Origin of the sequence: Paraburkholderia sp. BL23I1N1 (assembly GCF_003610295.1) — a bacterium.
Taxonomy (GTDB): domain Bacteria; phylum Pseudomonadota; class Gammaproteobacteria; order Burkholderiales; family Burkholderiaceae; genus Paraburkholderia.
Genome location: NZ_RAPV01000001.1, coordinates 4,142,276 through 4,160,323, shown reverse-complemented (window position 1 = coordinate 4,160,323; position 18,048 = coordinate 4,142,276). Strand labels below are relative to the sequence as shown.

18 protein-coding genes are annotated in these 18,048 nt (G+C 61.9%); 8 read left to right on the top strand and 10 right to left on the bottom strand.

The annotated features are described in order from the left end of the window. Positions 1–142: 142 nt before the first annotated feature. Positions 143–1,696: a methyl-accepting chemotaxis protein gene (locus B0G76_RS19440; RefSeq protein WP_120294017.1), complete on the bottom strand. Its 1,554-nt coding sequence runs from the start codon at positions 1,694–1,696 to the stop codon at positions 143–145. A 177-nt stretch (positions 1,697–1,873) separates the two neighbouring features. After that, positions 1,874–2,677 (bottom strand): helix-turn-helix transcriptional regulator, encoded by an 804-nt coding sequence (locus B0G76_RS19435; protein ID WP_120294016.1) that lies wholly within the window; start codon positions 2,675–2,677, stop codon positions 1,874–1,876. Positions 2,678–2,832: 155 nt separating this feature from the next. On the opposite strand from B0G76_RS19435, the gene B0G76_RS19430 reads away from it, so the two are divergent. From B0G76_RS19430 to B0G76_RS42925, 3 genes are all read left to right on the top strand, one after another. After that, a complete protein-coding gene (locus tag B0G76_RS19430; protein WP_120294015.1) occupies positions 2,833–3,960 on the top strand; it encodes a P1 family peptidase in 1,128 nt (375 codons plus the stop codon). 48 nt (positions 3,961–4,008) lie between these two features. Beyond that, complete coding sequence (locus tag B0G76_RS19425) at positions 4,009–5,118, top strand: polyamine ABC transporter substrate-binding protein (protein ID WP_120294014.1); 1,110 nt, start codon at positions 4,009–4,011, stop codon at positions 5,116–5,118. Between the two features lie 541 nt (positions 5,119–5,659). Beyond that, positions 5,660–7,081 carry a hypothetical protein gene (locus B0G76_RS42925; RefSeq protein ID WP_183082094.1) on the top strand — a complete coding sequence of 474 codons (1,422 nt, stop codon included), beginning with the start codon at positions 5,660–5,662 and terminating at the stop codon, positions 7,079–7,081. Positions 7,082–7,220: 139 nt separating this feature from the next. On the opposite strand, the gene B0G76_RS19405 is transcribed toward B0G76_RS42925, so the two are convergent. Genes B0G76_RS19405 through B0G76_RS19395 form a run of 3 tightly spaced genes read right to left on the bottom strand, consistent with a single transcriptional unit; the run spans position 7,221 to position 9,319 of the window. After that, the gene (locus B0G76_RS19405; RefSeq protein WP_120294011.1) at positions 7,221–8,300 is read right to left on the bottom strand and encodes a nitronate monooxygenase family protein; all 1,080 of its coding nucleotides are present in this window, start codon (positions 8,298–8,300) and stop codon (positions 7,221–7,223) included. Between the two features lie 29 nt (positions 8,301–8,329). After that, positions 8,330–8,533, bottom strand: coding sequence for a 4-oxalocrotonate tautomerase family protein (locus B0G76_RS19400; RefSeq protein ID WP_120294010.1), 204 nt, complete (start codon positions 8,531–8,533; stop codon positions 8,330–8,332). A 48-nt stretch (positions 8,534–8,581) separates the two neighbouring features. Next, positions 8,582–9,319, bottom strand: a complete 738-nt coding sequence (locus tag B0G76_RS19395) for an SDR family NAD(P)-dependent oxidoreductase (protein ID WP_120294009.1) — start codon at positions 9,317–9,319, stop codon at positions 8,582–8,584. 160 nt (positions 9,320–9,479) lie between these two features. On the opposite strand from B0G76_RS19395, the gene B0G76_RS19390 reads away from it, so the two are divergent. From B0G76_RS19390 to B0G76_RS19380, 3 genes are all read left to right on the top strand, one after another. Next, complete coding sequence (locus B0G76_RS19390; RefSeq protein ID WP_120294008.1) at positions 9,480–10,460, top strand: LysR family transcriptional regulator; 981 nt, start codon at positions 9,480–9,482, stop codon at positions 10,458–10,460. Positions 10,461–10,466: 6 nt separating this feature from the next. After that, positions 10,467–11,393 (top strand): LysR family transcriptional regulator, encoded by a 927-nt coding sequence (locus B0G76_RS19385; RefSeq protein ID WP_120294007.1) that lies wholly within the window; start codon positions 10,467–10,469, stop codon positions 11,391–11,393. 195 nt (positions 11,394–11,588) lie between these two features. Continuing rightward, complete coding sequence (locus B0G76_RS19380; protein ID WP_120294006.1) at positions 11,589–12,860, top strand: MFS transporter; 1,272 nt, start codon at positions 11,589–11,591, stop codon at positions 12,858–12,860. A 57-nt stretch (positions 12,861–12,917) separates the two neighbouring features. Here B0G76_RS19380 and B0G76_RS19375 read toward each other — a convergent pair whose 3' ends face one another. The 5 genes from B0G76_RS19375 to B0G76_RS19360 form a co-directional block, all read right to left on the bottom strand. After that, on the bottom strand, positions 12,918–13,961 hold the full coding sequence (locus B0G76_RS19375; protein ID WP_120294005.1) for an alpha/beta fold hydrolase: 1,044 nt from the start codon (positions 13,959–13,961) through the stop codon (positions 12,918–12,920). 210 nt (positions 13,962–14,171) lie between these two features. After that, positions 14,172–15,509, bottom strand: coding sequence for an ATP-binding protein (locus B0G76_RS19370; protein ID WP_120294004.1), 1,338 nt, complete (start codon positions 15,507–15,509; stop codon positions 14,172–14,174). Further along, a complete protein-coding gene (locus tag B0G76_RS19365) occupies positions 15,506–16,246 on the bottom strand; it encodes a response regulator (protein WP_120294003.1) in 741 nt (246 codons plus the stop codon). The genes B0G76_RS19370 and B0G76_RS19365 overlap by 4 nt, the downstream gene beginning before the upstream one ends. A gap of 7 nt (positions 16,247–16,253) precedes the next feature. Beyond that, the gene (locus B0G76_RS43885) at positions 16,254–16,376 is read right to left on the bottom strand and encodes a hypothetical protein (protein WP_259460639.1); all 123 of its coding nucleotides are present in this window, start codon (positions 16,374–16,376) and stop codon (positions 16,254–16,256) included. Further along, on the bottom strand, positions 16,373–16,744 hold the full coding sequence (locus B0G76_RS19360) for a GFA family protein (protein WP_120294002.1): 372 nt from the start codon (positions 16,742–16,744) through the stop codon (positions 16,373–16,375). Before B0G76_RS19360 ends, B0G76_RS43885 begins: the two co-directional genes overlap by 4 nt. A gap of 227 nt (positions 16,745–16,971) precedes the next feature. Here B0G76_RS19360 and B0G76_RS19355 point away from each other — a divergent pair, with 227 nt between their 5' ends. Next, positions 16,972–17,553, top strand: coding sequence for a thioredoxin family protein (locus B0G76_RS19355; RefSeq protein ID WP_120294001.1), 582 nt, complete (start codon positions 16,972–16,974; stop codon positions 17,551–17,553). 212 nt (positions 17,554–17,765) lie between these two features. Further along, complete coding sequence (locus B0G76_RS19350) at positions 17,766–18,005, top strand: DUF4148 domain-containing protein (RefSeq protein WP_120294000.1); 240 nt, start codon at positions 17,766–17,768, stop codon at positions 18,003–18,005. Positions 18,006–18,048 lie beyond the last annotated feature (43 nt).

Genomic DNA, 18,048 nt, shown 5'->3' with positions numbered 1-18,048 from the left:
AACGTTCATGCTCATACTCCGATGAAAAATGATTGGAATGGTCCAACGCAAACGCACGCGACAAGGCGTCGAACGACGCCGTGGGTTCGCCTGAAAATCGACCGTGCGATCGGCGCCTCGCCCCGATCGCACGTAGTGAACACTACCTGGCGAGACGAAATGCCGAGACGGCATCCGTCATTGACTGCGCCCGCTGCTCGAGCGCGCTCGCGGCAGCGGCGGCCTCTTCGACGAGCGCTGCATTCTGCTGGGTGACCTGGTCCATCTGCGTCACGGCCTGCCCGACCTGCTCGATGCCGGCGCTCTGCTCGATCGTCGCTGCCTTGATTTCATTCATGATGGTGGCCACGCTGCGCACCGCGCCGACAATGTCTTTCATCGACTGCCCCGCCTGGGTGACCAGGCTATTGCCGTTCGCGACGTCCTCCACCGACGCGCCGATCAACACCTTGATCTCGCGCGCGGCATCCGCGCTGCGCAGCGCGAGACTGCGCACCTCGCTGGCGACCACGGCGAAGCCACGCCCCTGCTCGCCCGCCCTCGCCGACTCGACCGCCGCGTTCAACGCAAGGATATTGGTCTGAAACGCAATACTGTCGATCAGCCCAGTGATCTCGGCGATCTTGCGCGAGCTTTGACTGATTGCGCTCATCGTCTGGATAGCGCGCTCCACGACTTCGCCGCCACCCTGCGCGACATCGGCCGCATTCGACGCCTGTGTACTTGCCTGCTGCGCGTTGTCCGCATTCTGTTTGACGGTCGACGTCAGTTGTTCCATGCTGGCTGCCGTTTCTTCCAGCGCCGCGGACTGCTGCTCCGTGCGGCTCGACAGATCGAGATTGCCGGCGGCGATCTCCCGCGCCCCGCTGTAAATAGCCTCGCAACTATTGCGCACGTTCGCCACGGTCTGGGACAAACCACGCTGCATCCGTTCCATCGCCGCGAACAACTGACCGATCTCGTTACCGCTCGCCTCCGGAATACTCGCCGTCAGATCGTTCGCCGCGATTCGATCGAGCAGGCTGGCGGCGTTCTTCAGCGGCGCCGTCACGATGCGCCGCAGCGCGAAATGGGTGGCGACGATCAGCAGAAGCGCACCGCCCACCCCGACAGCGACCAGGCTGACGACCCACGTATATTCGCGATCCGCCTGCGCGATGGCATCGGTCGAGAGCGTGTTCGCGATGCTCTGGAATTTCTCGACGTTCACCGAATACGCCACACCCGCCGCCGTAATGTCGTGATCGTTGATCGCGGCGTAAGCGTTCGTATCGCCGGCACGCAGCGCATCGGCGGCTTTCTTCAGGATCGTTGCAAGATTGACCGACGATTCGATCAGTTGCCGCTTCAACTCGTCGTTCTGGCCAAGAAATGACGCCGCACTGCGAAACGACTCTGTTTCGGTAGCCGCCCGGTCCAGCGTCGTCCCCGCGCTTTTCAACGCCGAGTCTCGCGTTGCCTCGTCGTTGCGCTCCTTCAGGGCCGAGTAGGCTCGCGTCAACGCGGCGCGGGTACGGGTGGAATCCTTGTATCCGTCGTTGACGAGAATTTCCTGAGTCGCAATCTGATGGATGCGCGCGAGATTGCTAGTCGAGCGACTGAGCGAGGTGATTCCGACCACCCCACCCAGCAAAATCATCGCGGCAAAAATCAGCAATACACCCAGAAGACTGTTTCGAACCGATACGTTTCGCATGCCGCGTTCCCAATCCAACGTTGTACGATGACACGTTTAACGGCAGATTGGGCGAGCGCTTGAGTAAACTAGGCATTTCGATCGATTTGACACAAGACATCAGACCACTACGGTGAACAATTGGGACGGTTGGCTCAGACGCGTCGTTCCTGGGATCGTCGATCAGGCCCGGTCGCCTCAGCTTGCCTCCGGCTCTTCATCCATGATGAGCAGAAATAGCGTCGCCTGGGACGAGATATCCAGCTTCCTATAAAGATTGCGCCGATGAACCTTGGCTGTCGCAGGCGACACCCCAAGTAGCCTTGCCATATTTTTAGTTGAATGACCGGCAAGAATCATCAGCGCGATTTCAATTTCCCGATTAGTCAAGGACGCATTGGACCGCTTGCGCAACGCCTGTTCGAAGTGAAGGCGACGGTCACTTCCCGCGGGTGAACTCACCGGCGGCACGAGCACGGCAGTCTGTGCCGACAGGGCATGGGACATCAACGGTAGTAACCATGAGCCGTAAAGACAAAGGGTTCCGATTTCTGTCGAGCTAAAGCGGCGTTCGCTGCCCATCGACACCGACAGCGTTCCGCCCGCCGGCAGTGGCGCCAGAAACTGCACCTCATCTTCCAGCACGTTCACCGAAAAATAGCGGCGAAAATATTCGGTTTCACGGAAATGATCGGGCGCCACTTCGTCGAGGCAATACACGCCCGGGCTGATCGCGCCCAGACTGAATTGATAGAACGGGTCGAGCAAATAGACGCCATTCAAATACCCTTTGAACAGTTCGTCGTGCGGCGTGCGCGCCTGGATCTCGGCGATCAACTGGGGTTTCCCGTTGGGCCAGAAGATCATCACCACCCAGTTGTCAAAGTGGACCACTTTACGCAACAGGTCGATCAGCGCATGCCAGAACTGTTTGTCGTCGAGCTTTTCGACCAGACGTCCAAGCCGCTGATGAAATGCAACGTCCGCTACTTCAAGCTGCATGCCAGTTTCCCCAACTACCCCTAAAAGGGTAGGTCGCCCCTTCGTTCTAGCCCTTCGGCCTGATTTTCACCCGTCGCCGCCCACCCTACCATCTCAGTACCCCGGCGCACGCGCGTCGACAGGCTTGCTCGCAGCGAGCAATACAGGAGAAAAGAATGGGTATCAGAGACATCGGCGTTCGAGTTGGCCAAGGCACGCCCGGTCCATTTAACAGCATTACCGACGTGCAAGGCGTCAGAGTCGGTCATCGTACCCTGGTCGAAAATCGAGCAGAAGGGTCGATTCGAACCGGCGTGACGATCATCGAACCACGCCCTGGCGTCGCTCGGCTCGAACCATGTTTTGCAGGCTGTCATGTGCTCAACGGAAACGGCGATGCCACCGGCCTGGAGTGGATCCGCGAATCTGGATTGCTGACCACGCCCATTGCCTACACCAACACGCACAGCGTCGGCGTGGTTCACGATGCACTGGTCGCCGCCGAACGCGCAACAGTCGGCAAAAGCCAGTACTGGTGCATGCCGGTCGTGCTGGAAACCTTCGACGGCGTGCTGAACGACATCTGGGGGCAGCACGTCACGGCGGCGCATGTCCACGAAGCGCAGTCCGAGGCCCGTAGCGGACCGGTCGCGGAAGGGTCGGTTGGCGGCGGCACTGGCATGATTTGTCACGAGTTCAAAGGCGGCATTGGAACAGCCTCGCGCAAGCTCGCACCCGAGGAAGGCGGCTGGACCGTCGGCGCGCTGGTCCAGGCGAACTACGGCCGTCGCGACGCGCTGCGTGTGGCCGGCTATCCGGTTGGCGAGGTGCTGCGAAATCTTCCATCGCCATTCGACCGGCGTCAGGCAGGCGTCCCTGGAATGGGGTCGATCGTGGTGACGCTGGCAACCGACGCACCGCTTCTTCCGCATCAGTGCGAGCAGATTGCGCGACGCGCGAGCATTGGATTAGCCCGGGTGGGCGGCGGCACCGAATATTCGAGTGGCGACATTTTTATCGCCTTCTCGGTAGGCAACCGCAGCATACCGGCGGCGGATTACGGCAAAGCGGGCGAGCCTGTCATCAGTGTGCGCAGCGTCAATCTGGATTTCATTTCTCCGCTATTCGTCGCCGCTGCGGAAGCGGTCGAAGAAGCCATCCTCAACGCACTGGTTGCTGCGGAGGACATGGAAGGTCGAGGCGTTCATGTTCCCGCGCTCGGCGCAGCCCGGCTGCTGAAAGCACTGGAGCAAGTGGGCTGGCGCCGCGACTTCAATCACGCGGACCGCCCTTCAGCCGAGTAACGCGTCTTCCTCTTGCATGAGTTCCTTCATTAAATTCGAAAGGCCGCTATGACAGCCCGTCATCTCATCACTGTCGTGACCGGAATCCTCGCAGCATCGGGGACGCTTGCTCTGACCACAAACCATGTTCAAGCCGAAGAGCTGAATGTCTACAACTGGTCGGACAATATCGCCGAGGACACCGTATCGGGCTTCGAAAAGGAAACCGGCATTCACACGCGATACGACGTCTATGACGGCGACGACACCTTGCAGGCAAAGTTGCTGAGCGGATCCTCGGGCTATGACGTGGTCGTGCCATCGTCCGCCTATGCCGGCAAGCAGATTGAAGCAGGCGTCTACCGGAAACTCGACAAGAGCAAGATTCCCAATCTGGCCAATCTGGATCCCGTGCTCATGAAAATGCTTGCGTCAGCCGATCCGGGCAATCAATACACGGTGCCATGGTCATGGGGAACGGATGGCATCGGCTACAACGTCACGAAAGTGACGCAAATCCTGGGCAAGGACGCACCGTACGACAGCTGGGACCTGCTGTTCGATCCGCAATACGTATCCAAGCTGAAAACCTGCGGTGTGTCCATGCTCGACTCAGCAGAAGACGCTTTCTCGGTTGGCTTGATCTACCTGCATAAGGATCCGAACAGCACCAACCCTGCCGATTATCAGGCCGTCTACAAGCTGCTCAAAACCATTCGCCCGTACATCACCCAGTTCAATTCTTCCGGCTACATCAATGACCTCGCCAACAATGATGTCTGCATCGCGCTAGGGTGGTCGGGCGACGTCGGGATCGCGAAGCGGCGTGCCGAAGAAGCCCGTCGCTTGTACGAGATTCGCTACGTCATTCCCAAAGGCGACGGCGTGTTGTGGTTCGATCTGATGGGCGTTCCCAAAGATGCGCCTCACCCAGAAGCGGCGATGCAATGGATCAATTACATCCTTCAGCCCAAGGTCAGCGCGGCGATCACCAATCAGGTTTTCTATCCCAACGCAAACGCTGCTGCCCGTGCTTACGTGAAACCGGCCATCCTCGATAACGAAGCGATCTACCCTCGCGGCGAAAAGATGAAATCGCTCATCCTGTCATTGCCTTTGCCGGCCGATATCCTGCGCCTTCAAAACCGGCTATGGACCCAGCTCAAATCCGGGCGCTAACGCGCAAGCTGCTGCACTGCAAAAAATACGGAGCCGGTGAAAATCCAAACACGCGTTTCCAACACGCGCCTTGATACATCGGACTCCGTATTATGACAACGCCGCCTTTGGTCTGAACTATTGCGCGGCGCGCAGCATAACGGTGAAGTTACGTTCGACGTGTCGGGAACACGTAACACCCCGGACGTAACACGCGACACGCGGTGCCGTCACCGTATTCCACACCCCGCCTGATCAAGCTTGTCCAGCAAGCTCCTTCCTACCGCACGCCACTCAATTCCGGCACTGCCGATGCGCGGATTGTGTCGTGCTCCGTCACCGGCGCGTTGGCTCGGAACTTGCAAAGGTCAAATGCCCAAGCAAAGCACACACAAGCACAGCGTTACCGCACGCGGCTCTAAAACTAAACGAAGGCGACGCGCACAAACGCGATGTCGGGCACACAGCAATCGTTTTCTGAAAGACCGATCAGCGGTTTTCCGGGGGCACTGATTACACCTTTGACCAATCAGGACGCGATTTCATCGCGAAAGGACTAATCATGGCTCCCTTCAAACACACTCTCGTTGCGTCGGCAAGCGCACTCCTATGGTGGTCGCTAGCCACTTCGTGTCAGGCTGGAGATGTCACGTCCACGCCGCCCACCTCGCTCACGCAAGGCGGCGGATGGACGACACCCGGGCAACCGGGATCGGGCTTCTCATGGACAGGAAGCGGCGGCACCCCCAGCGGGTGGGCCGGCAGTGGTTCGGGTGTTAGTAGTGGCTCTGGTTTTGGCGGCACCTCGTCCTGGGGTGGCGTTTCGGTTTCCGGCTCGGGGTACGGCGGCGGTTTTGCAGGCGGTGGCATTGGCGGTTATGGCGGTGGGTACGGTGGTGGTTCCGGCGATGGTGGGTACGGTGGTGGTTCCGGCGATGGTGGGTACGGTGGTGGTTCCGGCGATGGTGGCTCCGGCGGTTCGGGTGGCGGAGACGGGGGCGGTTCAGGAAACGGTGGTCATGGCGGCTCCGGTGGCTCTGGCGGCTCCGGTGGCTCGGGCGGTTCCGGTGGCGGGGACGGCGGCGGCTCTGGAAACGGTGGCCATGGCGGCTCCGGCGGCGGCGGGGACGGCGGCTCAGGTGGTTCGGGTGGTTCGGGTGGTTCGGGTGGTTCGGGTGGTTCGGGTGGTTCGGGTGGTTCGGGTGGCTCGGGTGGCTCGGGTGGCTCGGGTGGCTCGGGTGGCTCGGGTGGCTCGGGCGGCTCGGGCGGCTCGGGCGGCTCGGGCGGCGGCGGAAACGGCGGTGGCTCTGGAAACGGTGGTCACGGCGGCTCCAGCGGCTCAGGTGGCTCCACCACCGGCGTAGGCTCCAGTTCCGGCAACCAGCTCGCCGGCGGCTTGCTTGATCCGATCGTCAACCTGGTCGTCAGCGTCGGCGCGATCAGCGTACCAATCGTGCCGATTACCATCGGCAACAACAGCGGTAGCGGCAACGGCAACGGCGTGGGCAACGGCACAGCCGGTGGTTCGAATGGCGTGACAGGCGGATCGGGCGGACATGGTACCGGCTTGCTGGCGCCTGTGACCGCGTTGCTCGGCGGTCTGCCCGTGGCATCGGTGAGCGGCGGCTCGCAAGGCAACAGCAGCCCCGTCGCACCGCTGACCACCTTGCTTGGCGGACTAACCGGAGCCCTGGGCGGCGGCACTTCACAAGGCAGCAGCCCAATCGCACCGCTCACCAGCTTGCTCGGCGGACTGACCGGCGCCTTGGGAGGCGGCACCGTGCACGGATCGTCGACGAACGGCAACACAAGCTCCGCGAGCAATCCGCTGGCACCACTGACCAACCTGGTCGGCACACTCACTGGCGCACTCGGCGGAGCAAGCGGCGGCTCGTCTCCGCTCGCCCCGGTGACGAACCTGCTCGGTGGTCTCACAGGCGGGCTCGGCGGTGGCAACACCCCGCAGACGGCACCCAAGCACTAGGCCCGCGGCACGTGGTGCCTCCTGGGCACTACGTGCGCGGCTTCCTGAATGTTCCTGGATGTAATAGACAGCAAAGAAAGCAACCGGCCGGACCTGACTTGCATCACCGCTTCACCACGTCAGGCCCGGCTTCCAGTACTCACCTCGCCGTTCCAGTTTGCGCTTCACGAATTTCCCCAACGAGCGTCTGGACCAGTTCCGCCGCCGGCATCGCACGTGAAAGTCGCACGGCCTGCCCTGCCCATTGAGCCGCATAGTCGGCGCTTCCCTGCGCTTTTGCGGCCGCATGCAACGCCTTGCCGGCGTCATAAACAATTGGATAATCCGGCAACGCGGGGCGCGCCGGATCTTTGTCCAACTCACTAAACCGGTTCTCGATGCCGCGCGCCGCACGTCCAGAAATTGCGCTGATGAACGTCGTGCGGCTGCGGGGATTCAGCAGTGCGGCTCGATATGCCGCGTCGGCAGCAGATTCGGGTGAGGCGACGAACGCGGTGCCGAGTTGCGCCGCCTGTGCGCCCAGCGCCAACGCAGCCGCGATGCCCGCGCCATCCATGATCCCGCCGGCCGCGATCACCGGCAGCGGAACCTCGCGAACAATCAATCGCACCAGCGCCATCGTGCCGAGCAATTCGTCCGGCGCCGACGGGTCGAAATTGCCCCGATGGCCGCCTGCCTCCGCCCCCTGCGCAACGATGCCATCCAGTCCCGCTGCATGGATTCGAGTGGCTTCGTCCAGGCTCGTGGCGCTCGCGAGCAGCATGATCCCGGCTTCGCGCAACGCGGCGATTTTCGCGGCCAACGGCAAGCCGAAGTGAAAGCTGACCACCGCCGGACGCTCGTTGAGCAACATCTCGAGCATCGCGTCATCTTCGATAAAACTCGTGTAGATCTCGCGCAGCGCGGTGGGTGGTTTGGCACCGAAGCGCGCGAAGTGCGGCGCCAGATAGTCAAGCCAACGCGCCTCCCGAACGGGATCGGCAATGGCCGGCGCATGGGCGAACACGTTGACGTTAAACGGCTTGCCGGTCGACGCGCGTATTTCACGGATCGCCGCTCGCGCGCCCTGCGCGTTCATCGCACCGACACCGAGCGAGCCCAACGCACCCGCGTTCGATACCGCCGCAGCTAGCGCAGGCGTGCCCACCACCGCCATCGGCGCCTGGATAATCGGTAAGGCAACGCCCAACCGGGCGAGCAGATTTGAAGCGTCCTTCATGGCCTCAGCTCCTCGAAATCGTGACGCGCTCAGCGTTGCCGTGCACGTAAATCCGTGGTCGATTCACCCCCCCAGCCCCAATTGTCGGTATCGATTTCCTCGATCACGACGAAAGTGGCTGCGGGGTCCTTGTGCAACACGCGCACCACAAGATCGGTGGCGCCCTTGATCAACTCGGCCTTCTGCTCGCGCGTAACGCCTTCGCGCGTCACCTGAATATTGATGTACGGCATGATGCACTCCTTTCAGTTATTCAGCTGCTCCAGGATCAACGGGATGCCTTACCACGTACCCGCAGTCGTCCCACCATCCACCGGCACGATGACGCCCGTGACGAATGTCGAATCGGTCAGATAAAACACGGCATTGACGATATCCTGAACCGCGCCGATCCGCCCCGCCGGCTGCATCGACTTGAGGAATTCGTGCGTGCCGCTGTCATGCAGCGGCGTGTCGATAATGCCGGGCGCAACCGCCGACACCTGCACGTTGTTCGCAGCGAGTTCGAGCGCGAGGGCACGGGTCGCCGCATTGATGCCGCCTTTGACCAGCACCGGCAGCAACGCCGGCACTTTGACGTTCGGTTGCATCGCGATACTCGCCGAGATATTCACGATATGCCCCGCACCGTTGGCCGACATATGCGCGGCGGCTTGCTGCGCCGGATAGAAGAAGCCTTTGAGATTCGTGCCGACAATGGCGTCGAAATCTTCCGTCGTGTAATTCGCGACCGGCTTCGCGATAAAGATGCCCGCGTTGTTCACCAGAATGTCGACACGGCCGAACGTCGCGATCGCGCGCTCGAACAGCACGCGGGCCGTCTCGGGGTCGGCGATATCGCCCGCCACAGCGAGGAAGTTCTGCGGCGCGCCGAGTTTGTCGGCAGCGGCGTTCAAGCGGGCCATCGTGCGGGCATTGCCGACCACGTTGTAGCCTCGTTCCAGATAAGCTTTGGCCAGCGCAAAGCCGATACCGCTGGATGCACCGGTAATAACAACAGTCTTGTTTTGCGTGTTCATGATGTTCGACTCCGTGGGTCAGGGAAAACGGCTGCGGGCCACTCATCGGCGGGCACCGCAGGGAGTCGCGATGTGTGTCCGGCTCCCATGGAACTGACTATACTTATGCCACTCATGTTGATAAATGCGCCCATGTCGAATTCATTTGATACATCAGGTAATGAATAGCCCGCGGATCATCGAACGAACCAGCAAGCGCCAGTTTGACGACCTGATGCTCGGCAGCATCGAGCTGTTCTGTCTCGCGGCGGAACTGGAGAGCTTTACGGACGCCGCCACCGTTGCCGGCGTCACGCCCGCGGCGGTGAGCCGCTCGGTGTCACGGCTCGAGGAGCGCCTCGAGGTGCGGCTCTTCGTCAGAACCACGCGCCGTATCCGGCTGACCGACCCGGGCAGGACGTACTACGAGCGTTGCCGCGAGGCGCTCGGACAACTCGTCGACGCAGAGCGCGAAGCGACCGGCCAGCAATCCGCCGCTGCCGGCGTGTTGCGCATCAGCATGCCGACGCCCTACGCGCACTATCGCGTGCTGCCCATCCTGCCGGCGTTCCGGGAGCGGCATCCGCAGGTGCGCGTCGACGTGCATATCAGCAACCGCAACATCGATTTCGCCGAAGAAGGCTTCGATCTGGCCATTCGCGGCAGCGCGCCGGGCGAATCGAATCTGATTGCCCGCAAGCTCGAAGACGCGGAACTGGTCGTGGTGGCCAGTCGCGCTTATCTGTCGCGAGCCGGCACGCCGTCGTCGCTGGAGGACCTCGCGCGCCACGATTGCATTCAGTTCGACCTGCCAAGCAGTGGCCGCAAGATTCCCTGGCTGTTCAAAAGCGGCGCGCACATGCAGGAGCATTTCACCGACGGCGGCTATTCGAGCGCGGGCGACGTCCTCGGCGGCGTGACCTTGGCGCGCAGCGGCGCAGGGCTGTTCCAAACGTATCGTTTCGTGGTCGAGCAGGATCTGGCGCGTGGCGGTCTGGTGGAAGTCCTGCCGGAACTCGGTGGCGCCTCGCGTCCGTTCGTGCTGCTGTACCCCCACAAACGCCATTTGTCGTTGCGGGTGCGCCGCTTCGTCGATTTTCTCGTCGAGACGCTCGGCTCCGCGCCGGGCAATGAACTCGCCTCTTCCCTTCCTAACAGCTAAACGACGATGGATCGAATCGACGCGATGAAGGTGTTCGTCGCCGCTCTCGACGAGGGCAGCCTTGCCGCTGCAGGCCGGCGGCTCGGCCGCTCGCCCGCCGCCGTGAGCCGGGCCATTGCGTTTCTCGAAGCGCACGTCGGCATGGCGCTACTCCACCGCACCACGCGCACGATCAAGCTGAGCGAAGCCGGCGAGCGTTACGCCGCCTCGTGCCGGCAAATCCTGACCGACCTCGAAGAAGCCGACCTGATGATCGCCGGTGAACACGCGGCGCCACGCGGCACGCTGACACTGACCGCGCCCGTAGCCGCCGGTCAGGACTTTCTGCGTCCGCTGCTCGACGAGTTTGTGGACCTGTATCCGGATGTCACCGCGCGCCTCTACCTGCTCGACCGCCCCGCCAACCTGATCGACGAAGGAATCGACGTCGCGCTGCGCATCGCCCACCTGGCCGATTCGACGCTCATCGCGATGCCGGTCGGCGAAGTACGCCGGGTGCTTGCTGCCGCGCCGCGCTATCTCGCCAACCATCCGCGTCTCAAGGAACCCGGCGACCTCGCCCAGCACCGGATCATTTCGATGACGCATTTCGGCGTCGATTCGTGGAGCTTTCCGCCGTCGAACAATTCGGCCGCGCCGCAAACCGTGCACTTCACGCCGCGGCTGATCGTCAACAGCGTGCAGGGCGCGGTGGCCTCGGCCGTCGACGGGCACGGGGTCACGCGGCTCTTTTCCTATCACGTCGCCGAACAGGTCCGCGATGCTTCGTTGAAGATCGTGCTGACCGGTTACGAGCAGGCGCCCCTCCCCGTTCATCTGCTCACGCCGCAAGGCCGTCTCGCGATACCGAAGGTCCGGGCCTTCTTCGACTTCGCGATACCGCGCCTGCGCGCCCATTTCAGCGCGCTCAAAGCGATCACCGACGCGGATTAAACCACGGCGCGGAAGAATGCCTGCCGCGCGGCGGCGATTCTCTCGGCGGGCGTTCGTATCTACACTGCTTTCCATCGGTAATGGCGAGGGCCAACCCGGCTGCGGCGCCAAACGCATGGAGCAGGCAATGGACTCGGAACAGAAAGTGATGCTCAGCGCCGGTGCGCGGATGCGCGCCGGATCACGGGAGGCGTTATGAACCAGCCAGCCAATGTGGCGCCCCTTGGGGTCGGGGTCGCGCCCCCGAACGCCACCGGCTACGCGACGCGAAATACGCTCTACTGGCGCGGGAATCTTTTCATTTGCGTGTTCGGCTCGTTTACCACGCTCGTCAGCCTGAGCATGCTGCTGCCGTTTCTGCCGCTGTACGTGCAGCAACTCGGTGTGACTTCGCAGGCCGCCATCGTGCAGTGGTCAGGCGTGGCGTTCGGCGCGACGTTTCTCGGCACTGCCGTGACGGCGCCACTCTGGGGGCGTCTCGCGGATCGGTATGGGCGCAAGCCGATGCTCGTGAGAGCGGCGGTTGGCATGGCGATTGTGATGTCGTTGATCGGCATGGCGCACAACGTCACCGAACTGGTCGTGTTGCGGTTGCTGGCCGGATTGATCGGCGGCTATGCATCGGCGTCGATTGTTATGATCGGCACTCAGGCGCCGCGTGAACGCGCGGGGTGGGCACTCGGCATTCTGTCGACCGGCTCGCTGGCCGGCAGTCTCGTGGGTCCGTTGGTTGGCGGTCTGCTGCCCTCGTTGATCAGCATTCGTAGTACGTTCTTTGCCGGCGGCGCCATGATCGCGGTCGCCGCGGTGCTGACGATCCTGTTCGTACGAGAAGATTTTCACCCTGACACCGATACCAAAGCGCGCGCCGCTAGCCACTCCACGGCACCGAAGCTGGCCAACCGCACCGTGATGCTCGCGCTGCTGCTCACGGCGATGATGGTGCTGCTCGCCAACATGTCGATCGAACCGATCATTACCGTCTATATCGCACACCTCAATGTGCCGACCGATCACCTGGCCCGCACCGCCGGCATCGTGATGGCGTGCTCGGCGTTCGGCAGCATGCTGACCGCGGCGCGGCTCGGCGCACTCGCGGACCGAATCGGAAGTTGGAATGTGATTATCGGTTGCCTCGTGTTGACCGGGCTCGTCATGGTGCCGCAAGCGTTCGTCACGCACTGGTGGCAACTGGCGCTCCTGCGTGGTTTGATGGGCATGACGCTGGCCGGCCTGCTGCCGTCGATTGCGAAACTGGTGCGGCAGACGGCCAGCGAACACCATTCGGGGACGATGCTCGGATATCTCCAATCGGCGCAATTCGCTGGTCAGGTGATCGGGCCGTTGCTCGGTGGATTGATCTGCGTCCATCTTGGCCTGCACGCTGTGTTCTTCGTTACAGGCTCGCTGTTGGTTGCTTGTGCCGTGCTCGGGCAGGTTGTGCGTAGCCGGCCGTTGCATGCATGACGGCCGGCTGCCTGTAGTGCGTCAGCGTCCTGGTTTAGTCGTACGGTTTTCGTCCGGTTAAAGACGAGTGACGTCGACGATGGTATCGGCAAATGCCTTCGGCGCTTCCTGTGGCAAGTTATGTCCGATGCCGCCGTCGATGTTCCGGTGCAGATACTTACCGGTGAACTTTTTCGCGTAAGTTGCCGGCTCCGGATGCGGCGCGCCGTTGGCGTCGCCTTCCATGGTGATGGTCGGAACCGAGATGGTCGGCGCCTGCGCCAGACGCGCTTCGAGCGCGTCATATTGCGGCTCGCCCTTGACCAGTCCCAGACGCCAGCGATAGTTGTGAATCACCACCGCGACATGATCCGGATTGTTGAACGATTCCGCCGAGCGGTCGAAGGTTGCATCGTCGAAATTCCATTTCGGCGACGCAAGACGCCAGATCAGCTTGTTGAAGTCGTGGCGGTTCGCTTTATATCCCGCATAGCCGCGCTCCGTGGCGAAATAGAACTGGTACCACCAGGCGAGTTCAGCCTTCGGCGGCAGCGGCGTCTTGTTGGCCTCCTGGCTGCCGATCAGATAACCGCTCACCGACACCATCGCCTTGCATCGCTGCGGCCACAGCGCGGCAATGATATTCACCGTGCGCGCGCCCCAATCGAAGCCGCCAAAGATCGCCTGGTCGATCTTCAACGCGTCCATCAGGGCAATGATGTCGACGGCAACCACCGCCTGCTGACCGTTGCGCGGCGTATCCGCAGACAAAAACCGCGTCGTGCCATAGCCCCGCAGATACGGCACGATGACCCGATAGCCCGCGGCGGCAAGCAATGGCGTGACTTCGGCGAAGCTGTAGATATCGTAGGGCCAGCCGTGCAGCAGGATAACCACCGGTCCATTCTGCGGACCCGCTTCCGCATAGCCCATGCTGAGCGTTCCGATGTCGACCTGCCGGATGGTGTCGAACGAAGCAACACGCGCTGCCGCTTTCGTACTGGATGGCGTGCCGTTCGACTGCGCTTCGGCGAGTCCGCTCATACCCAACTCCAACAAACTGATACCAGCAATCGTCGTCCCAAGCAGGCGGCGGCGTCGAGTATTGATCTGGTCCGGCATCGCTGATTCTCCTCAATGATGAGCCACACAAGCGCAGAGCATGTCCGGCTTGCGAAGCCAGACAATCTGGCCTGGAAGTATTAAAACGCGTGGACGTATCTGGCTTGTGTCTGGCCGGCGCGCCAGTGCAACGTTATGTATTTACCAACGGCGTGGATACATTGAGATACAGAGACGGCGAGACGGGAGTTGATGTGACATACCGCGCAATCAGTGAGCGACCGGAATCGGGCTGACGCCTTTCAACACAAGCCTGGCTTCCAGGCCGCCATCGGGCCGGTTATGCAGCGACAGCACCGCATCCATCGCCAAAGCGAGTTGCCGCGCAATGGCGAGTCCCAGCCCGGTGCCACCGGTTCCGCGGTTGCGCGACCCTTCCAGCCGATAGAACGGTTCAAACACCGCTTCCAGCGACTCAGCCGGAATACCCGGCCCGCGATCGAGTATCGTGACCGCCACCTGCCCATTCTGCAAGGCGGCGACCTTGATCTCCGCCGCCCCGCCGAACTTCAGCGCGTTATCGACGAGATTGCCGACGATCCGGCGTAACGCCTCGGGACGCGTCACCAGTGCGGTGTTGATTCGGCCGTGCAGCGAAACCTCTTTGCCGGCGTCGACATAATCGAACACGAGGCTGTCGAATAGCGCATCCGGATCGATACGCAGAGGCGCCTCACTGGCGCCGTGCATCGTGCGTGCGTACGTGACGCCTTCCTTGACCATCGTTTCCATTTCCTGCAGGTCCTGCTGCAGCTTCTGGCCCTGCGCGCTGTCGTCCATCACGTCGACGCGCAAACGCATGCGGGTAATCGGCGTTTGCAAGTCGTGCGAAATCGCCGCGAGAATCTGCAAGCGCTCGGTCATGTATAGCCTGATGCGGTCCTGCATGGCGTTGAACGCCCGCGCGGCGCGTGCCACTTCGTCCGGTCCGTCCTCGGGCAAGCGCTCAACCTTGAGGTCGGGGCCCAAGGTATCGGCCGCGCGCGCCAAATGGCTCAACGGACGGGTCGCGAGCCGTACCGCCAGCCAGCAGCATGCGGCCAGCACCACGAGTTGCAGCACCAGCACCCACGACAACCACGGCGACAACGGCGCGCCCGGCATGGGGTGGTAGTCGATCGTCAGCGGCGTGCCGTCACTCAACTGCAGATGAACCTGCAGACGGTCCGGGTCACCGGTGACGGCGTTGGCCGTCAGCGGATAACGTTTGCCGATGCCATCCGCGATCGATTGCGCCACCCTCGCCGAGAGCTTCGCGTCCGGAGGTGCGCCGGCTATCCCGGGTCCCAGATTGAAGGTGTAGGTGCGCCGCGCCAACCTTGGCAGCCATTCGGCGCGTTCGTTAGCGGGCAAATGATCGAGCAGCGCGACGGAGCTGGTGACCTCGCGTTCGATGTAACCCATCATCACGTTGGTCATGGTCTGGTCCCGTTCCGTCATGGTGAGCCAGACCGACAGCGTTTGCACCACCGCAAGGCTGACAAAGAGAATCAGGGCCAACCGCGTGAACAGCGTGCGCGGCCAATGCAGCAGGGCCTTCAGGTTCATGGATTGCCTTCGATCATGGTCACCGCCGCCGAAAATACGTAACCCTCGCTGCGCAGCGTCTTGATGTAGCGCGGCTCGCGCGCCACATCCTGCAGGCGTTGGCGCAAGCGGCTCACCAGCAGATCGATCGAGCGGTCGAACGGATCGGCCTGGCGGCCCTGGGTCAGATTGAGCAATTGATCCCGCGTGAGCACGCGCTGCGGATGATCGAGAAACACGCGCAGCAAGCGGTATTCCGCACCGCTCAAGGCCACCATGGTGCCCTCCGCGTCGAGCAGATGGCGCGCGGTGGTGTCGAGCCGCCAGTCGCCGAAGCCGATCATCGGCGCGGTTTCCGTCACCTGCATGCCGGGCGGCAGCATCCGCGCGCGGCGCAACACGGAGCGGATGCGCGCCAGCAGTTCGCGCACCGCAAACGGCTTGGCCAGGTAATCGTCGGCGCCCATCTCCAACCCGACAATGCGATCCGCCTCTTCGCTGCGAGCGGTCAGCATCAATACCGGCACCGAACGGAACTTGCCGGCACGCAGTTCACGGCACAGCACGAGACCGTCTTCGCCGGGCAGCATCAGGTCGAGCACGATCAGATCAGGCGCGCCCTGCTCGAGGACCGTGCGCATCTGTCGGCCGTTGGCGGCCAGCGAGACACGTATGCCGTTCTTCTCGAGATAGGTGGCGAGCAATTCGCGGATGCCGCGATCGTCGTCGACGATCAGCACGTGGTCGGTGTTTTCCATCAAGGGATCAATCCTTTCGACGATTGACTCGCACCCGGTTCACGTTGACCAGCGAACAGTGCACGGGATGCGCCAGTTCAGCGGCCAATCCGCCAGCCAGGAACGCGAGGATCGCCATGAACCGTCTCATGCGTCCTCCACGACGGACAGGCTGGCGCCATTGTTCACGCTGGCCTCCAGCGTATACGGGTCGACACCCTCCAGGCAACCGATGTTGACGCGCCATTGCTGCGGATCCCTGCGCGTCTGGTGGAACGGATAAATGCCGCAATGCTTGCAGAAGTAGTGCTTCGCCGTGCGCGTATTGAACTGATAAAGCGTCAGCGCTTCCTCACCCTTCAGGATCTTCAGTTCGCCTGCCGCGAACGGCGGCGTCATCAGCGCACCTTTGCGCCGGCACAGGCTGCAATTGCAACGCGCAGCAGGAACAACGGCCGTACGGACTTCAAATTTCACGGTCCCGCAATGACAGGACCCTTGCAGCAATTCGGTACTCATGGGGCACTCCGCGATAGGTATGGCTGCTTTATAGCCCAGCACGCGCGACGCTTTGTATCCCAATGTATCTGGGTGTTCCCCTGACACAAAACATTGCACCCAGGCCACCTTAGCGACACAAGCCAGATACGAACGGGCGTTCCAATGCAGCCATGTTCACCACCGGAATGCCCGGCACGACGTCCACGTCTACACCCGGGTCTTCCCTTTCATGAAAGGACGCTGCCATGCTCTCCCGACTCAAAACCTCCGCCACCGTCGCCCTGTTCGCCGCATCCGTGGCCGCCGGCGCCGCCGCAGTCGCAACTTTCGTTGTGAGTCCTGCGGCCAGCGCCGCCGCAAACCCCATTGCGAACCAGATCGACAACAACGCGACCGCGCCGGAATTCACCGGCATCGACAAATGGCTCAATAGCGATCCCCTGACCATGCAGCAGTTGCGGGGCAAGGTTGTGCTGGTCGATTTCTGGACCTATACCTGTATCAACTGCATCCACGTTCTGCCGTACGTGAAGACCTGGAATCAGAAATATAAGGACCAGGGCCTGGCGGTGGTCGGTGTCCACACCCCCGAGTATCCATTCGAGCGCAACACGGACAACGTCAAGACGGCGATCAAGCGTTTCAACATTACGTTCCCGGTGGCGCAAGACAACAGTTACGCAACCTGGCGCGCCTACGGCAACGAGTATTGGCCTGCGTTCTATCTGGTCGACAAGAAAGGGCACGTGGTCTACACGCATTTCGGCGAAGGCGACTACGAACAGACCGAGGCAAAGATCAAGGCCCTGCTGGCGGAAAACCCGTGATTCGTATCGCAATGTATCTGGGCATCGCAGCGATACAGAACATTGCAATTGCCCCGGTTTCTCGACACAAGCCAGATACATCGCCACGTTTTAATGCATCAACGCCGGATGACAGACGCAAGCAACATCGCGGATGACTGACCGGATGGCTGCTCTCGCGGCCTGACACCCCGGCGCCTTCCTTCTTTATTTTTTAGTTCTCGGAGAACGACATGAAAACCTCAATGATCGCTTTGGCCTTCGCTGCATTCGCTACGGCTGGCTTCGCTCACGCCTCTGATGCTCCGGCAGCAGCAACGGTGAGTCAATTGGGCGCCGCGCAAGTGCAGCAATGGAGCGCGAACCAAACCGGCGCGATGCAGAAGACCCGCGCGGACGTCCGCCATGAACTGGTGCAAGCCCAGAAGGATGGCCAGCTCGCCCAACTCAGCAATTTGTATCGCGGCAGCTGATTATCTGAACGCCACGGGATTAGATCCTGCTTGCAATACGATC

Bases quoted from the DNA above. Each gene is read 5' to 3' on its own strand.
- B0G76_RS19440 (WP_120294017.1), bottom strand. From the start codon at position 1,696: ATGCGAAACGTATCGGTTCGAAACAGTCTTCTGGGTGTATTGCTGATT.
- B0G76_RS19435 (WP_120294016.1), bottom strand. From the start codon at position 2,677: ATGCAGCTTGAAGTAGCGGACGTTGCATTTCATCAGCGGCTTGGACGT.
- B0G76_RS19430 (WP_120294015.1), top strand. From the start codon at position 2,833: ATGGGTATCAGAGACATCGGCGTTCGAGTTGGCCAAGGCACGCCCGGT.
- B0G76_RS19425 (WP_120294014.1), top strand. From the start codon at position 4,009: ATGACAGCCCGTCATCTCATCACTGTCGTGACCGGAATCCTCGCAGCA.
- B0G76_RS42925 (WP_183082094.1), top strand. From the start codon at position 5,660: ATGGCTCCCTTCAAACACACTCTCGTTGCGTCGGCAAGCGCACTCCTA.
- B0G76_RS19405 (WP_120294011.1), bottom strand. From the start codon at position 8,300: ATGAAGGACGCTTCAAATCTGCTCGCCCGGTTGGGCGTTGCCTTACCG.
- B0G76_RS19400 (WP_120294010.1), bottom strand. From the start codon at position 8,533: ATGCCGTACATCAATATTCAGGTGACGCGCGAAGGCGTTACGCGCGAG.
- B0G76_RS19395 (WP_120294009.1), bottom strand. From the start codon at position 9,319: ATGAACACGCAAAACAAGACTGTTGTTATTACCGGTGCATCCAGCGGT.
- B0G76_RS19390 (WP_120294008.1), top strand. From the start codon at position 9,480: ATGAATAGCCCGCGGATCATCGAACGAACCAGCAAGCGCCAGTTTGAC.
- B0G76_RS19385 (WP_120294007.1), top strand. From the start codon at position 10,467: ATGGATCGAATCGACGCGATGAAGGTGTTCGTCGCCGCTCTCGACGAG.
- B0G76_RS19380 (WP_120294006.1), top strand. From the start codon at position 11,589: ATGAACCAGCCAGCCAATGTGGCGCCCCTTGGGGTCGGGGTCGCGCCC.
- B0G76_RS19375 (WP_120294005.1), bottom strand. From the start codon at position 13,961: ATGCCGGACCAGATCAATACTCGACGCCGCCGCCTGCTTGGGACGACG.
- B0G76_RS19370 (WP_120294004.1), bottom strand. From the start codon at position 15,509: ATGAACCTGAAGGCCCTGCTGCATTGGCCGCGCACGCTGTTCACGCGG.
- B0G76_RS19365 (WP_120294003.1), bottom strand. From the start codon at position 16,246: ATGGAAAACACCGACCACGTGCTGATCGTCGACGACGATCGCGGCATC.
- B0G76_RS43885 (WP_259460639.1), bottom strand. From the start codon at position 16,376: ATGAGACGGTTCATGGCGATCCTCGCGTTCCTGGCTGGCGGATTGGCC.
- B0G76_RS19360 (WP_120294002.1), bottom strand. From the start codon at position 16,744: ATGAGTACCGAATTGCTGCAAGGGTCCTGTCATTGCGGGACCGTGAAA.
- B0G76_RS19355 (WP_120294001.1), top strand. From the start codon at position 16,972: ATGCTCTCCCGACTCAAAACCTCCGCCACCGTCGCCCTGTTCGCCGCA.
- B0G76_RS19350 (WP_120294000.1), top strand. From the start codon at position 17,766: ATGAAAACCTCAATGATCGCTTTGGCCTTCGCTGCATTCGCTACGGCT.